This is a genomic window from Natrialba asiatica DSM 12278 (assembly GCF_000337555.1).
Taxonomy (GTDB): domain Archaea; phylum Halobacteriota; class Halobacteria; order Halobacteriales; family Natrialbaceae; genus Natrialba; species Natrialba asiatica.
In genome coordinates this window covers 31,898-47,534 of sequence record NZ_AOIO01000049.1, presented here as the reverse complement: position 1 = coordinate 47,534, position 15,637 = coordinate 31,898, and the positions used below count along the sequence as shown (strand labels likewise).

General features: G+C 56.0%; 15 protein-coding genes and 1 CRISPR repeat array. Of the genes, 8 read left to right on the top strand and 7 right to left on the bottom strand.

Annotated elements, in window-relative coordinates; genetic code table 11:
• Genes cas5d through cas2 form a run of 5 tightly spaced genes read left to right on the top strand, consistent with a single transcriptional unit; the run spans window position 1 to window position 4,762 of the window.
• Window positions 1-729, top strand: a complete 729-nt coding sequence (gene cas5d, locus C481_RS20665; protein ID WP_006111344.1) for a type I-D CRISPR-associated protein Cas5/Csc1 — start codon at window positions 1-3, stop codon at window positions 727-729.
• On the top strand, window positions 726-2,876 hold the full coding sequence (cas3, locus tag C481_RS20660) for a type I-D CRISPR-associated helicase Cas3' (protein ID WP_006111342.1): 2,151 nt from the start codon (window positions 726-728) through the stop codon (window positions 2,874-2,876). Before cas5d ends, cas3 begins: the two co-directional genes overlap by 4 nt.
• A 1-nt stretch (window position 2,877) precedes the next feature.
• A complete protein-coding gene (cas4, locus tag C481_RS20655; protein WP_006111341.1) occupies window positions 2,878-3,501 on the top strand; it encodes a CRISPR-associated protein Cas4 in 624 nt (207 codons plus the stop codon).
• Complete coding sequence (gene cas1 / locus C481_RS20650; RefSeq protein WP_006111340.1) at window positions 3,498-4,493, top strand: CRISPR-associated endonuclease Cas1; 996 nt, start codon at window positions 3,498-3,500, stop codon at window positions 4,491-4,493. The genes cas4 and cas1 overlap by 4 nt, the downstream gene beginning before the upstream one ends.
• On the top strand, window positions 4,490-4,762 hold the full coding sequence (cas2, locus tag C481_RS20645) for a CRISPR-associated endonuclease Cas2 (RefSeq protein WP_006111338.1): 273 nt from the start codon (window positions 4,490-4,492) through the stop codon (window positions 4,760-4,762). Before cas1 ends, cas2 begins: the two co-directional genes overlap by 4 nt.
• Window positions 4,763-4,878: 116 nt before the next feature.
• A CRISPR array of direct repeats spans window positions 4,879-5,785; the repeat unit is 37 nt; unit sequence GTCGAAGTGCGGTAGAAACCCAGATCGGGATTGAAAC.
• Window positions 5,786-5,943: 158 nt separating this feature from the next.
• Here cas2 and C481_RS20640 read toward each other — a convergent pair.
• Window positions 5,944-7,290, bottom strand: a complete 1,347-nt coding sequence (locus tag C481_RS20640; RefSeq protein WP_049904830.1) for an SPL family radical SAM protein — start codon at window positions 7,288-7,290, stop codon at window positions 5,944-5,946.
• Window positions 7,291-7,602: 312 nt separating this feature from the next.
• Here C481_RS20640 and C481_RS21450 point away from each other — a divergent pair, with 312 nt between their 5' ends.
• A complete protein-coding gene (locus C481_RS21450) occupies window positions 7,603-8,472 on the top strand; it encodes a radical SAM protein (RefSeq protein ID WP_241434730.1) in 870 nt (289 codons plus the stop codon).
• A gap of 31 nt (window positions 8,473-8,503) precedes the next feature.
• On the opposite strand, the gene tcmP is transcribed toward C481_RS21450, so the two are convergent.
• The 6 genes from tcmP to C481_RS20610 all read right to left on the bottom strand — a co-directional run bounded on the left by tcmP (window position 8,504) and on the right by C481_RS20610 (window position 11,051).
• Entirely contained in the window at window positions 8,504-9,373 is an 870-nt protein-coding gene (gene tcmP / locus C481_RS21445) for a three-Cys-motif partner protein TcmP (RefSeq protein ID WP_083860953.1), read from the bottom strand.
• 138 nt (window positions 9,374-9,511) lie between these two features.
• Window positions 9,512-9,733 carry a hypothetical protein gene (locus C481_RS20625; RefSeq protein WP_006111334.1) on the bottom strand — a complete coding sequence of 74 codons (222 nt, stop codon included), beginning with the start codon at window positions 9,731-9,733 and terminating at the stop codon, window positions 9,512-9,514.
• 104 nt (window positions 9,734-9,837) lie between these two features.
• The gene (locus tag C481_RS23030; protein ID WP_275040078.1) at window positions 9,838-9,966 is read right to left on the bottom strand and encodes a hypothetical protein; all 129 of its coding nucleotides are present in this window, start codon (window positions 9,964-9,966) and stop codon (window positions 9,838-9,840) included.
• A gap of 6 nt (window positions 9,967-9,972) precedes the next feature.
• Entirely contained in the window at window positions 9,973-10,578 is a 606-nt protein-coding gene (locus C481_RS20620) for a hypothetical protein (protein ID WP_006111332.1), read from the bottom strand.
• Window positions 10,571-10,786, bottom strand: a complete 216-nt coding sequence (locus C481_RS20615) for a hypothetical protein (RefSeq protein ID WP_006111330.1) — start codon at window positions 10,784-10,786, stop codon at window positions 10,571-10,573. The genes C481_RS20620 and C481_RS20615 overlap by 8 nt, the downstream gene beginning before the upstream one ends.
• Complete coding sequence (locus tag C481_RS20610) at window positions 10,776-11,051, bottom strand: winged-helix domain-containing protein (RefSeq protein ID WP_193787851.1); 276 nt, start codon at window positions 11,049-11,051, stop codon at window positions 10,776-10,778. The genes C481_RS20615 and C481_RS20610 overlap by 11 nt, the downstream gene beginning before the upstream one ends.
• Window positions 11,052-11,515: 464 nt before the next feature.
• On the opposite strand from C481_RS20610, the gene C481_RS20605 reads away from it, so the two are divergent.
• Together C481_RS20605 and C481_RS20600 are read left to right on the top strand one after the other, a co-directional pair.
• Window positions 11,516-11,830 (top strand): hypothetical protein, encoded by a 315-nt coding sequence (locus C481_RS20605; RefSeq protein WP_006111326.1) that lies wholly within the window; start codon window positions 11,516-11,518, stop codon window positions 11,828-11,830.
• Between the two features lie 215 nt (window positions 11,831-12,045).
• A complete protein-coding gene (locus C481_RS20600; protein WP_006111325.1) occupies window positions 12,046-15,453 on the top strand; it encodes a winged helix-turn-helix domain-containing protein in 3,408 nt (1,135 codons plus the stop codon).
• The last annotated feature ends 184 nt before the right edge of the window (window positions 15,454-15,637 follow it).

The following is a 15,637-nucleotide window of genomic DNA, read 5'->3' as shown; positions in this document are numbered from 1 at the left end:
ATGACGGCAGCACTCGAAGTGACGCTCCGGACGCAGGGAGAGATCTGGTTCGCGAGCCGTGAGGTCGGCCGGCTCGCGGATACGGAGCCATACTTCCTGAACACAGCGCTCTACTATGCGCTCGGGTTCGCGTCCGGTCGGTACGTTGACCGCTCATTCGAGCCGACGTACCTCGACGACACCGACGCAGTCGCCGATGAACTGTACGTAACGCCGGCAGCGCCGTCTGACAGCACCGGGCCGGGGCTCGCCAACCGGATCACGTCGACGTACAACACGAGCAGCGACGACTACGCGACGATCAACTACTCGGCGCAGGAGGATCCGGACGCGAAGCAGAACCTTCCGACGTATGGTCGTCGTCGCGTGCTCGGTCACGGGAACGAACTCACGTTCTACCTGCTTGGACGCGGCCTCAGCGCGGGTGAACTCGAGTTGCGTGTCCCCGGCTACATCCGTCTCGGGAAGAAACGCGGCAAAGCCCGTGTCGAGACCGAGCCTCTCGATGTCTCGGAAGGCGACGGTGAGTTTGACCTCGGCCATCCGATCGGAGCGTACGACACGGCCCTCACGCCGGTTGGGAACCTCGTCACGAAACGAATGCGACCGACGCCACTCATAATGCAGGCATCCTACGAGGGCGCGTATGTCGAACTCACATCCCTGGGATCGGACGACGACGGCATTCAGCTCCCTGCTGACGCAACGTTCCTCGAGACCAAACGATGAGGACGACATTCCCCCTCTCGGGCGTCGAACTACGACGGCATGACGATCCCAAGTACCCGGTCGAAGGGCCCGAATTCGAACCGTACGCTCACCAACAGGACCTTCAAGAGTTGTTCCAGACCTCGAGCGAGTTCCTCGCGGTGAACGACAGCCCCACCGGCGGTGGGAAGACGATGTCGTGGCTCGCACCCGTTGTCGAACGCGGAGAGCACGCGCTCGCGGTCTACCCGACGAACGCGCTCATCCACGACCAGTACGATCAGCTCACGGACGAACTCGACGGGAAATTCCCCGAGTTGGGGTCAGACGTCGAGGTGCTCCCGATCACGGCCGACACGCTCCGGACGCGGTACGCGGCCGAGTACCCGAACGCGAAGACGAACGGCGAGCGACTCCGCGCTCTCCTCCGGAAGCATGTGTATCAGAGCGAAAATCAGGTACTCGTGTTGACGAACCCGGACATCCTCGTGATGATGCGGAGACATATCTACGGGCGCACCGGCGATCCCGGATCCCGGGTCAGACAACTCAACGAGTTCGAATCCATCGTTGTCGACGAGTTCCACCGCGCCGACAGGAAAGAGCAGAACACGTTGCTCTTCTTGCTCGACGAGATGTACGACCTTCCGGAGATCCAGTGTGCACTCTCGAAGATCGTCCTCCTCAGCGCGACACCGACCACCCGCCTCGAACACCGCTTCGAAGAGGCGATGAACGCGCCGTATCACCGTGTGACATCGGAGCGGGAGACGACCGAGGAGCGCCCCTTCGATGAGACACCGACGAACGGATGGGGTGCAGTCATGCCACCCGTCAACCTCGACGTCCGTTCGGCGTCGACGTTCGACACCGCGAGTAAACTTCTCGGTGAGGACTGGGACGACACCGAAGCGTTCGCCCGGCAGCCCGGAAAGACCGTCTTCATCCTCGATGGGGTTCACGAGGTGGATGAAGTCTATACTCGCCTCTCGAACGCGCTTGACGACCGGACCATCGTTCGCATCGACGGGTTCCACCGCGGCGACTCCAAAGAAAAACTCAACGACTTCGACGTACTCGTGAGCAACTCTGCCGTCGAAGTCGGGATCGACTTCTCGGTCGACCGTCTCGTGTTCTCGGCACCCGACCGGGCGAGTTTCGTCCAGCGTCTCGGCCGCCTCCGAACGCGATCGAAGCCGCAACCCGCCCGCTGCTATGTCTCGTCTACCGTCGCTGCTTCGCTCTCTGAGATCGAATACGACGGGAAGGTCCTGCGAGCACGCCTTGTCGAAACGCTCGAAGATGCCTATCATGATCCCCGGAAGTTCGACTCGTTTGACTGGCGATACTCGGCGGCCGAAGCCTACCACCACGTTGAACGCCGCGCTTACGACGCCAATTCGGAACGTGCCGAAGAGATTCGTGAGGAGGGCTGGGAGCGCATCCTCCGACACTTCGGCGGTGGTGATCCACCACTCACCCGGTCGGACGTCAAAGCGCACGCCGACGTCATCGATAATGCCGTCGAACGGACGCTTCAGTGGTACCGCGGCGGGTCGCTCCAGGCACTCGTCTACGACCGGACGCTAGGCGCGGACGATCCGATAAAGACGTACGATCTCTTCTACCTTCTACGGCATGGCGACGTCGAGTTCTTCTCACGTACCGGGTTCGACGAAGTTGTCCCGGACGAGCACGACGACGACGTCTCTCACCTCGCGCCATACGTCACGGGCTACTGCACGTACGACGGAACGATCGAAACGAACGACGACGGTTACGGACGGAGCGTCCGTCTCGAGGCCATCTCCGAGATCTACGGCTGGTTACGCGCCGACGACGGCATCGACGATGAGACACGGAAGCCGCGCGAACTCGGCGGAATTGGTATCGACATCGACCCCGACGGCGCGGATCGGATCACATCGATCGAACACCTCCGCGACGAGATGCGCGAGGACCTCAATGTGCTCTGCTATGCGGTCGCAAAACATCCACGACAGGTCAAGAATCAGTACAACCTCGGAAAGTTCCTCTTCCTCTACCCGCTCACAGTTGGTGACGAACAGTGGTGTGCCGCGCTTGGAGTCGATGCACTCTACCTCCACTGTGCGGTCCAAGAGTCGCAGAATGCCGTCGACTTGGAGAGTTTGGGAATCGATCTCTGAGATGACGGGTTCAAGCTTCAAGGACGAACTGGTCTACGTGAGCGCGTTGAACGAGTTCGTCTACTGTCCCCGACGGTACTACTACCAGCGGTACTACGATGAAATCAGCGAACCCTACGAACTCGTCGACGGCCGCTCGAAGCATGAACACGCATCCCGTCGCGGGAACTGGGTGACAGAGCGGTACTTCCGCTCCGACAACCTCGGGATGCACGGAAAGATCGACCTCGTCGACACCGAGGACGGGACACCGACCCCGGTCGAACGGAAGCGTTCCGAGAGCGGATCGTACTACCCGAGCGACGAAGTCCAACTCGCTGGCTACTGTATGCTGCTCGAAGAGGCCCTCGGCGAACCCGTGAACGTGGGGTACATCTACCTCTACTCGACCGACACGCGTCACTCAGTCCGGATCACGCAGGACCACCGCGAGACCGTCCAGAAGATACTGCAACGTATCCGGTCGATGTCGGTCGATTCGATCCCGTCGCTGACGCAGAGCCAGTCGAAGTGCGAGGCGTGTTCAGCGAGGACGTACTGTATGCCCGGTGAGACGGCGCTCCTCTCGCCGTCCGATGCCAAAGGAACCGGATGGGAGGGAACGACACCGGGTGATCTGGCGTGAAAGAGAGCCAGGGAATGTTTGAGGACTCGGTCGTCTACGTCACGACGCAGGGCTCGCAGGTGCGTATCGACGGCGGCCAAGTCGTCATCTACGATGTGGAGGGCGACGACGGCGAACTCGGATCGTTCCCCGTCGAGAAACTCGACACGATCAACGTCTTCGGTGGCGTCAACTTCTCGACGCCGTTCGTCGCAACGGCGAACGAGCACGGGATTGTGCTCAACTACTTCACGCAGAACGGGAAGTATCGGGGGAGCTTCGTCCCGGAGCGCAACACAATCGCCGAAGTCCGCCGCGCGCAGTATGCGCTTGACGACCGCGACGAGCTGGCAATCGCGAAGGCGATGATCGCAGCGAAGGTCCGAAACGCGCGGACGCTCCTCTCGCGGAAGGGCGTCCGAGGGACGACCGTCCTCAAGGACCTCGGCGAACGCGTTTCGACTGCGTCGAACAAGGACGACCTTCGCGGGATAGAGGGCGAGGCCGCAGAACGCTACTTCGGCCGACTCGACGAAACGCTCGTCGACGATTGGACGTTCGAAACGCGCAGTAAACGACCGCCCGAAGACCACATCAACTCGCTGCTGTCGCTGACCTACGTGATGATGAAGAATGAGGTGTTGAGCGCGCTACGCTGCTACAACCTCGATCCTTTCCTGGGCGTGCTCCACGCCGATCGACACGGACGACCGTCGCTCGCGCTCGACCTCCAAGAGGAGTTCCGGCCGCTGTTCTGTGACGCGTTCGTCACGCGCCTGATCAACCGTGGGACGATCACGCACGATCAGTTCGGAAATGACAATCGACTCACCGACGACGGCTTCCAAGCGTACTTGGACAAGTTCGACGGTTACATGGGCGAAGAGTTGACACACCCGCACTTCGAGTACCGCGTGAGCCGTCGAAAAGCGATCCGACAGCAAGTGATCCTCTTGCGGAAAGCGATCACAGGTGAACTCGACGACTACCACGCACTGGAGGTGTCGCGATGAGACTCGCAGTAACGTACGACGTCAGCGACGATACGAATCGTCGGCGTGTCTACCGGACGCTGGAACGATACGGGGCGTGGCGCCAGTACAGCGTCTTCGAACTCGACGTCTCGAAGAGCGAGCGGGTCGAACTCGAAGACGAACTCGAAGGACACATCGAGCCGGCGGACGGAGATCGAATCCGGCTGTATCGGCTCTGCGAAGCCTGCCAAGAGGCGACGACAGATCTCGGAACCGAACCACCAGACGAGCAATCGAACGTTATCTAACGTCGGTCTTCGTCGACCTTTTTCAAAGCCGTGTATAGCAGGGGTCCACGAGAGCGGGCCGCGCCGTCGTGGGTAGAGCAAGGTTTATAGACCCGCTCAAGCAAAATTCACCCCCTGTCGAAGTGCGGTAGAAACCCAGATCGGGATTGAAACGAGACGGGTTCGGACTCGGCGGCGGTGACGGGTTCGGTCGAAGTGCGGTAGAAACCCAGATCGGGATTGAAACGATCGAACAGGCCCTCGCCGAAATCCGCGGCGAAGGGTCGAAGTGCGGTAGAAACCCAGATCGGGATTGAAACGACGATCGCCAGGACGACTGCCGGGTTGTTGTGCCCGTCGAAGTGCGGTAGAAACCCAGATCGGGATTGAAACTATAAGACGCGCAATGATAAGTTCAACTTCCACGGTGTCGAAGTGCGGTAGAAACCCAGATCGGGATTGAAACATTAGATCTCCGAGGCGGTTGCTCGTGCTCATTGGTCGAAGTGCGGTAGAAACCCAGATCGGGATTGAAACATGAGGTCGAATCCCTCGAACCGTACCACTATATCGTCGAAGTGCGGTAGAAACCCAGATCGGGATTGAAACTCCGCTATCGCTATCTCTGGCGGGTCTCCGGTCGGGTCGAAGTGCGGTAGAAACCCAGATCGGGATTGAAACGCAAGGACTCGTGGGAAGAAGGTTCAGATTACAAGGTCGAAGTGCGGTAGAAACCCAGATCGGGATTGAAACATGGTGATATTGGTGCAGTTGTCATAGAACCGGGAGTCGAAGTGCGGTAGAAACCCAGATCGGGATTGAAACAAAGCGAGTTGTTGTTCGGTTCCATCCGCAGCATCGAGTCGAAGTGCGGTAGAAACCCAGATCGGGATTGAAACACCGACGCGCCCGAAGGAGCCTGGTCGGAAAGGTCGAGTCGAAGTGCGGTAGAAACCCACACCGGGATTGAAACAGATAGTGCCCGACCAGCATCGTCGAGCAGTTCGGTCGCGACGCGGTAGAAACCCACAACGGGATTGAAACCGGCAGCACCTTGCTGTTGGACCGCGCCCGAGGCGAGGTCGTGAGTGTTTCGTGACCGATGCCATCATGTGGTGTTTGAGTCGAATTTTCCCTCAAGATACTGCTCACCGAGATCAGTGATTCGTAGTAAATTCTTCGGGACACTCGGCGAACCATATCTACATTAATTGTTGGACCGTTTCGCCACTTTCCGCCAGCACAGGCTGTTTTGGTGGAGTATCGGGTTCAGTCGTGGCAAATGACTCAGCTGAAACAGCCTGTTGCATCGCAGTCAGCTTTGATCTGAGTTGGCCACTCGTCGATCGAATGAGTTCATTGTCGGGCCACGAGTGGACTTGCAGACCGTTGAATCGTTTCGCAACCTGTTGAACCGTATTGAGTTGCTCGAGTGCGTATTCGGCCCAGTACTGGCGATCGTCACGCATTCGCTGCAGTTCTGCAGCGACGTCGTCGTATCCGGCATCGGTAGCTGCCTCAAGACACTGCTGAAAGTTCGCACCACGGGGATTGATTGGCTCATGGAAGACGATGGTCTCGCCCAGTGCTCGGAAGTAGCTCAGTAGCTCGTGGAAGTCGTCTTCGTCCATCGTCGGGTACGTGGGTGACAGTGAGACGAACACCGGTACACCGGCTTGCTGAAGTCGATCGAGCGCTTCCCATCGTTTCATCGGCGGTGGCGCGTTCGGTTCGATCGCACTGACGAGTGGGGCTTCGAACGAGGGGATCGACGATCCGACTGTGATGCAGTCACCAGCTTCCTGGAAAAGGTCAATGTCGCGAACGACTGCTGGACTACGAGTAAGTATTCGCGCTGGGATGTCGTGAGTCACGAGTTCAGTTACGACACCTCGCGTGATCTGAGCAGTTCGACGATCTTGGTAGCAATCAGTTCCACTCGAGAGCATGACGATACCGCGACCGCGATCGGTGTGCTTTCGGTCGCTTGGATCGCGGTCCTCGAGGATGCGACCAAGCCGTTCTGGGAGATCATCACGGTACAGGAGGTAGCTCCCCCAGTCCGCTTGCGGGTCGTCAACGTCGGCCTGGTCGGCAAGCATTTCGTCCCGGTTGTCGATTGCTGGTGTTGTTGGCACGTAGCAGAACTCACAGCCGTGACGACAGCCGGTCGCAACGTTGATGACGTGATCGCAAAGGCTCTTCGTGTGAAGATGTGATTCGCTCATTACCGATTTTGTTGGATCGGTGTTGACGCGGATATCACTTTGATTCGCGCTTTCGGTATCCATTGCACAGTCCCAACAGAGAATCGCCCCAGAAGGAGCAGCCGCGAAACGACCATTAATTTCACTGCTGCAGTCAGCACAGAGGAGACCCGCTTGCCACAGATTTAACCGGGTGGTTGGATCGCCATGTCGACGTTCGATTTCACGGAGTTCATCGAGGGTGGGCTGGCTTCCAAGAGTTTCGATTGTTTGGCCATTGTCGCTCTCAATGGAATATATTCGCTCGAACCAGCTGTCGCCTGTTTCCCAGGTGAGCTCCATATGGATCGCCTTATTCCAATATCCAACTGTAAGCCAAAAGAGGCGATCCAAGTGTAGTGAAAGTGAAAGTGAAACCTATAATGACTAGCAAGAATTTTGTGAGTGGAGAGATAATACCTGAATACTAGAACTATGTCTGAGGACCACGAGGGAGTACGGACTGGAGACGACCCGACGAAGGCGATCCTCAGTGAGTCTGGTCTCAACAGTAAGCATCTTTGTGATTATGTTGTGAATGTTGCAACTGGTTGCCGCCACGGGTGCAAATTCTGTTACGTCCCATCGACACCAAATATCCGCACGCGACCGGATATGTTGGAGGAAGAAGTCGATGTAGAAAATGGTCAAAAAGAATGGGGTAGCTATGTTCTCTATCGTGATGAGCTTGGTGAACGACTTGACGGCCATCTAGACCGAAAGCGGAAATGGCGAGAGACGCGGCGTGGCCGTGGCGTGGTTGGTGTCTCCTTTTCTACAGATTGTTATATGGACGGTCGTTCGGGGAAAATCACGCGTAATGTCGTGAAGGCACTCACAGACCACGAAAAGTACACGCGTGTTCTGACGCGGAATCCGATCCTTGCACTCCAGGATTTGGATGTGTTTCAGACTGCCGGAGAGTACGTTACGATTGGTTCGTCCATCCCCTGTATGGATGCTGGTCAAGTGACTGCTATTGAGTCAAATGCGCCAGCGCCAGAGCACCGACTTCGGGGTCTCAAAGAGTTCAATAAACATGGTGTGCAGACTTTTGTGAGTATGAGTCCGACCTATCCAACGCAGGACAAGAACAATCTTCGTGAGCATCTCGAGCGTGTAGCCGAGTGTGATCCTGCTGTTGTTTTCCACGAGCCAATCAATCCCCGTGGTGGAAACTTTGAGATGACCGTGCAAGCTGCTCGGGATGCAGGTGAAGAGAAGTTGGCTGAGGAATTGGATCGTTTACGTAATCGAGAAAGATGGATTGAGTACGCAACGAATCATCTTCGATGGGTCCAAGAGATTGGTCAAGAGATGGGACTGCCGGTGCATCTGTGGCCAGACAAGCAATTGATCAAGCATGTTTCCGATGAAGAGCAGATATGGTTACAGTCATGGCGTGATCGGCAGTCACCGGAAGAGTTTGCAGAGAGAGAAGACCCCGCCTCACCAATTCCAAATATCCCCCATATGAGTGTTTAGGGTCGAGATTTTGCAAATAGTATAATAAAGTCTAAAAGAAATCGCTTAGTCCAGACTGACCAAATTCGTCTTGGGCTTTTTCCCAGAGGGTGTCTTGATCCATGATTGATTCCATTGCATTACGGGCACCGTCATTTGTACAGGCAAAAACCAAATCAAATCGACATCGACGGTCATCTGGTGATTCAAGGCCCTTTGTCAACACTGGACGGATATCCCGGTTTTCCTCAAGCTTCTGTTTATATATCTCAGCATATTCTTCTCTTGAAGCTGCTTCCGGCCAGTCATCATCACCCATTGTACGTCTTACTGCACCGTGAGCGTGTTCTGCCGCTGCACTCCTCATTACGCCAGTGGTTTGATAATTCAATAATATATCTACGTTCCCTCGATCTAGTAAGGTGTCTAGAGTTGATCTTTTAGCAGTCAGTCCTTTTGGATCAATGAATGTAAACCAGTGGGAAGTACTATTAGCATTGTCCGCTAAGAAACTCACCCCCTGATTAGAATCCATTTGCATAATACGAATATAGGGATCATCGCATCGTGCAACTAGAAAGTCTTCACCATTTGTGTCAACCGGACTAACATCAAATGACAGGTCAAATATCTCAGATAGTGTCTGATGGAGCGTATGGAAGTGTTCTTCGTTTAGCTCATATAAATAAAACCTGTCGAAGAAACCACTATAGTCTTCAATCGCTCGAATTGCGGATCCATCAATATCAATACCTTTTTCATCAATATGAGTTTTTCCTGTCCCTGAGTGTGTATCAACATACCAAAGGTCACCCCATTCCCAGTGCGTGTCAAGAATTGTTGTGTATACATCTAGATATTCTTCTAATATCACCAACTTGGCTGCGGTTTTGAGATCGCCCCCTGAAAAGTGGTTCGACATGTTGAACCAGAGTCTATTCTATCATGACATTAATGTTCGGGTCTACGCATATACACAAACAACAATCGCTCAGATGTATATACACTGAGTAAGACTCTTACCGTTTCCTCGTCCGTGAGTTCGCTCGCGGCGAGTCTCTCACGTATCGACGGCAGCCTCGTCAGTGTCTTGATTGCAGTCGCGGTGGCTAAGCGCATCGAACGGATCAGACCCGACATCGACACCACCGACATCGGCTTCGTCGATCGGTGTCGACTCCATCTCTGAGAGATCGTGAATTTTACCTGTGTACTCGAACTCCTCGCGCTGCTCACCCGTGAGTTCGACCAGACAAGCCGGTGCATCAGGTCTATCACTCATGGCTCTCCTCGAGTTCACTTGAGTCGATCTCGGCAGTAAAATCGGCTTCTGGATCCGCTATACAGGGACCACAACAGAATACGCCTGAAAAGAACAGTGAGACGTTATTCAGAGTCCGGAATACCGCCCTTCGAATTTTTGACCATCTTTGCACGGACACGGCCATCATCATCGATAAAGACGCCATCGGCATCCGCAACTAGTTGCCGCTTGTCGGTCTCCGATTCACTCATATCTGATTAATTGCGATCCAAGACTAAGTATTCTTCCCTGTGAATATACACCAGGAGTTGGCCCAATAAAAGCGAATAGAGAGCTCCAACACCTATTTCATGCCATAACGGTACTTGAAAGAGAAAATACAGCCCAGAGAGCACCAATAGCGCAATTCCAGTGATAAGAAACTCTAAGGTTCGTCGAAATCGAACTGCGTTTATATTTATCACCTCACGGTTACTTTCCACTGCAGTTGCGTAGGAGTTCAAAACGACTTCTTCATAAAACGGGGATTCGACGGTGCCAGAAGCGACAGAATGGCCGAATTCTCCACCAAGGCCATACTCAATCACACTACTAAGATACGTAATCATCCCGAACGCAATTGCGCCTAAGAGTGCAAAGATACCGAGTGCAAATGTTATCTGTGAGGAGTAGGGAATATCGCCAAATGTGATTCCCTCCACCCGTGGGATAAGTGAAACGACCGTCAGTACCAATCCAATTACAACGCCCGTATATTGGACGATTTTCTGTGCTTTCTCGTCAATGCCGTCCAGAAGAGCGACTTGATGATCGAGTGTTCGCTCATACCGATTAATTGCATCCCGACGTTCGTTGTCACTCATTGTCGGCTTCAGATTTGTCCGTGCCTCGATCACGGTGGCGATGAGCCAGTGCGTCGAACGGACCAAACCCGACATCGACACCGTCGCCGTCGATCGGCTTTGGTTCCATCTCCGAGAGGTCACGAATCTCGTCCGTGAACTCGAATTTCTCGCGTGGTTCGCCTGTGAGTTCGGCGAGTTGAGACGGGGCGTCGGGGCTATTTCCCATCGTTGTCCCCGTCATCCTCAAGTTCGCTTGCGTCGAGCTCGCCCTCGAGATACTGCCGTCCTTTATCCGTAATTGCATAGTATCCCGCGTTTTCGTGAACTTTTTCTATGAGTCCTTTTTCATGAAGTTTCTTTACTCGGCGCTGGATGGTGCGTTTAGATATAGAAATACCCTCCCGTTGGAGATTGATCTCTAAGCCGCGGGGGGCAAGGGCGACATCATTCTCCCCGAGGAATTCGAGGATAGAGTCATCATTCCCCGTCATCCATGCTACTCGCGGGCGCATCTGGCCCAACGTTCTTACGACCGACTCTTAGTTTCATATGGAACGATTGTATCTGTCCCCATATAAGGTATAGGTGTCTTCTCATAGGAATATATGTCTCTATATGACGACAAACTTTATGATGACTCCCTCGCAACGAGTGCACTGTCAGAAAGTACGACGCTCTGGACAGACTACCTGTCCGTGAAAACGAACGGACGGGCGTGACCTCAACACGCCCGCCCAGGGGTCAAAACCTCTGACAACCCACCATGACAGACGACACGCACTCGCAAAACAATACCGTACGGAAGACGGTTGCGCCGCGCGCAGCGTCTGGCTTCGAGACCAGTCCGCGCGACCGCCAACAGGAGGGCGGAAATGAAAAATCGCCAGACTGCGAGGCCGGAAGTGCCGGAAACGACCCTCCCCAAGCTAAGTGTGTCTCATCCCTTCTCTCTGTCATGGCAATCACGCAAACTGATCGGTCCGACGACGCGCGCCGCATCGAGCTGACCGACGAGATCGAGATCGGCCAAGCGGTCGACGACTTGCCCGACGACGCGACCTGCGACGTGACGTTCCGTGGCACTTCAGGCAGCTTCACGATTGAACTCGCGTTCGTCGGGAAGCGCTGGATCGTCGAGGGAAGCGGCTCAACTGCTGAACTCACCGGCGTTTTCGGAGCCGAGAACGCCGCAAAGCCCGAGCGCGTGCCCGGGTGGATGCACAAAGTGCTGGCATCGATGGACGTGATAGAGGTGTCCGTGCAGCGATGACCATCACGGAGGTATCGGTCGGCCTGCTGGTAGGGCAGCAGGCTCGAGACAATTCCTCGGCGGCTGGTAGGGCAGCCGCCAACTGGCCGGCAACGGCAACTGTGTACCCTCAGGAACACTATGGAACAACGGTCAAGCACTCAAACTAGATTTTCCGCTGGCCGTTGCGCGATGAGCGTTTTCACACCCCACCCAGTCGACAGTGGGGTGGTCGTGTGACCGACGAGTTCGACGTACTGGTCTGTAAGACCTGCACGACACCTTGGATTCGGAACACTGACGAGTGGACTGGCCATGGCCAGTGGCGCGAGCAAGCATCGATCAACTGCCCACACTGTGGCGCACAACACGATCCGTCGACTGTCAAGTGTCTCAAGAGCCTCCCGACGCGCGAGGCCGCGGGTGAATGGCGAGCCCGCTATCTCGCGAAACGTGCTGGCGAGGCCCAATCGTACAACGATCTTACACTCGAACACGGGCAGTATGGCGATCAACTCGCGGAAATCGACGGCCAAATCGAGTCGTTCACGCTCACTGCCGAGAAGATGGACCTCAAGCCGATCGGTTCCGATCGGTTTGCCGACCTTCTCGACTCCATTCAGGAATCCAAGACGCCGAAGTTCGAGGCACTAAACGAATATCGGCTCGAGCAGTTCTATGACCGAGACCAGGAGTTTGAGACAATCGCCAAGTCCCGTGACAGCGATCTTGTCTCTCTTGATGACCAACTCCGGAGCTACTACGGCGAACCCCACGATGATCGGACGCTGACCGATCCGGAGCCAGTTGAACCCAGCCGTGATCCTGACCTGGAGATCGAATCGCTGTCTATCCAGCCAACGCCGCCGGCCCAACAGCAGTTCAATACGATTGCGGCCGATGTGCCGCCGACAGTTTCCGAGTGGCTCCCAACTGTGCTTGCGGACCTGCTGCCAACGCTGGTTCGGGCCGTCGACAAACTAGTCGAGGACAAAATCGATGCTGGTCACATGGCCGATCTGCTGATCGCCGAGTACGGTATCCCCGACGATTGGTCCGACTTCGCGAGCGTGCTGGCCACGTACGCGTGTGAGTATCATGATGTCGACCTTGAGAACCAGGACTTGTCCGATCAGGCTCGCGAGTATCACAAGCAGAATCGTGACTGGGCACGAACGGCGTTGACCGAGATCGGCACCGGTCGGAACGCGCTCGGTCTCTCACACGACGACCTTGCGGCGACGATCGTGTCCATACTCGAAGCTGCCGACGTGACACCACAGATCGTCGTTCGATTCGACGGAGAAACATGGCTTGAGTCAGCCCATCGGTCGACACGAGCGAAGACACTGACTGCCTTGGAACAGCTCGCGGCTGGTGCCGATATCACGATTGTAACCTCACCGCGGGTCTTCCAGACTCTCGAATCCTCCCATCCCGAGTTCGTTGCTCGCGTTACTCAGGTCAACATGCCGGGGCGACAGACTACCCAATCTTCCAGTGCTCCGACTGTCTGTGATGAGGAGTCGATCTACACCGATCTCGAGTTGATGGATAAGCGCGCAGGCAAACTCGCGATATTGAACCACCTCGAACGGAATCCCGACGCAACGGTCAAAGACATAGCTAACGACACCGATATTGATCTCTCCCGGGGCTCAATCCGGCCGTACATCGACGCCCTCGAATCTGACCACGACTACGTCGACGTCGATCGACGCGGTACCGAGAACACGATGTCCCTGTCCGAGCGTGGGAAGGCTGCTGCCGGCCTCATCACAGACGATCATCGGGTTGTTCATCCCGCTCAAGAGACGGTTTTTGCCGCGTTCGACCAGCCAGAGCATCCAGATTCAAATCCCAATTCTGGCAGCGTTACTGAGACCCCAAGTCAGTCAGCAAGTACAGTGTATGGGTCGGCCGACGGGATGGGTGCTGGTGAGGACGGCCGTTCGGCGGAAGGTATGCTGGCCGATACGGGCGATGCTGAGACGACCGGCTACGTGCAGTGGTTACCGAAGCTAGGTGACAGCAGTTGGCCGCTACATGCCCGTATTACGGCCGCTGACGTACGCGATGGCGTGAACCTGAACGACTACCCTGTAGAACGGTGGGACGACGGCCGAGTGACCTACGTGAGTTGCATGGAGGACCACCTGGCCGTGAGTACGCAGTACGGCGGAACGCTACCCACACTGGTGCGGCTTGCAACGGCGTTACTTGACGATAAGTTGTGGAGCACCGTTCTCACGCCGTCGGCACTCGGCGACGAACTTGAGCACTGTTTCGGCGACGCCATCAACAACAGTCGCGATGTCTATGACCATCTTGTCCGGGCGGCGCAAGTCGGGTGGCTCTCCGAGGATGAACGGGCTTACGACCTGCTCAAGGACCGGTACGCAGGCGTCCGGTCTGCCTTGTTGTGCAAACTCGGTGAGCTGGATAGTCTGGACGAAGACGAACGCGTTGAGACGCTTCGGAAAGCCCATGGTCTTCTCATGTCGGCGACAGCGCTCTACGACGCGATCGGCGTCGATATCTCGATTGAAATCCGCATTCCCGACCCGAACAACCTTCCTGCTGCAGACTTCTGTCGATTTGCCTCCGAAGTCACGACACGGCAGTCTTCGTATGGAATGCACTCGCTGCATCGAAACTTCTGGGAACCGGACAGTCAGAAACGGACCACGGCGATGGCTCGCAATGTGGACCCATCGGACCCCAATGGCCATCTTCGAGCGTCGTGGGTTCTCTCTGGCCCGGGAATCTCGGACTACGCCGAACAGATTCGCGGGGCGATTGCCGCTCGCAACGAGCAGCGCCTCGACGACCGCACGGACTACGACCCGGTCAAACTCAACGTGCCGGTCACCGATACATCAGACTACGCGGCCATGCGTCATGCCGTCGAAACAGTGCTCACGAAAAAGAATCTCTGTCCGGCTCACGAATCCGATGCAATGCGCCGCACCACGCGACTGTTCGAAGCCTACACTGGCTCGCCGGTCGACGTCGTCGACGCACTGACCGCGCTCACTCGATCGGCACAACCAGGTGACGTTACAATCGCCGATATTGAGTACGCACTCTCGACGCTGCCGGCCGATCGTCTGTTCCCCGATCTGTATGCCCCGACGCCCGGCAAGATCTTGCACGCTGTGCTTACGGCAGACGGCCCGATCGGGCGATCAGACCTCCTCAAGCGTGTCGGCTGTTCGGGGGAGGCCTATCGGAAACACATTGACCGTCTTGAGGCGCTGGATATCCTCACACGGGTCGACGGCGGCAAGTGGACAGCGACAGTCGCACCCTGGTACGTTCCAGAGACTGATGCGACGAAACCTAGTGCTGGCCGTGTGACGACCGGGACCACGACTGTCGATGGTGTGCTGTTCGATGCACTCGATGAACTCGGTTACAATCTTGGTAATTCCGAGCTGATTGAGGCGTTCGAACAGCCGTTGGATCGGGGCAAGTTCATCGCTGCGGTTGGCCCATGGATCGACGATTGGATCGATATCCTCGCATCGTTACTGAAACCCAACCCCGACTACGTCGGGCAGTCTTTCTACGACGTAACGATCGGCGAGACGCCAGACCAGGCAACGCTTGCGGAAACGACGGTCGGTGCTGTAGCGGACTAACGTGATGAGCCTGTCAAATAGTCGCCATCAGTTCGATCCGTCTGCTCGTACACACAACTCCCGATCTCGTAACTTTTTGACTTATTGAACGACTCTATTCCGGTTTGGAATTGGGAAACTGTGCTAGCAAATGCGGATGAGTTCCGCCCGCAGAGCGGATCAGTTCAGAGATACACACTGGCTT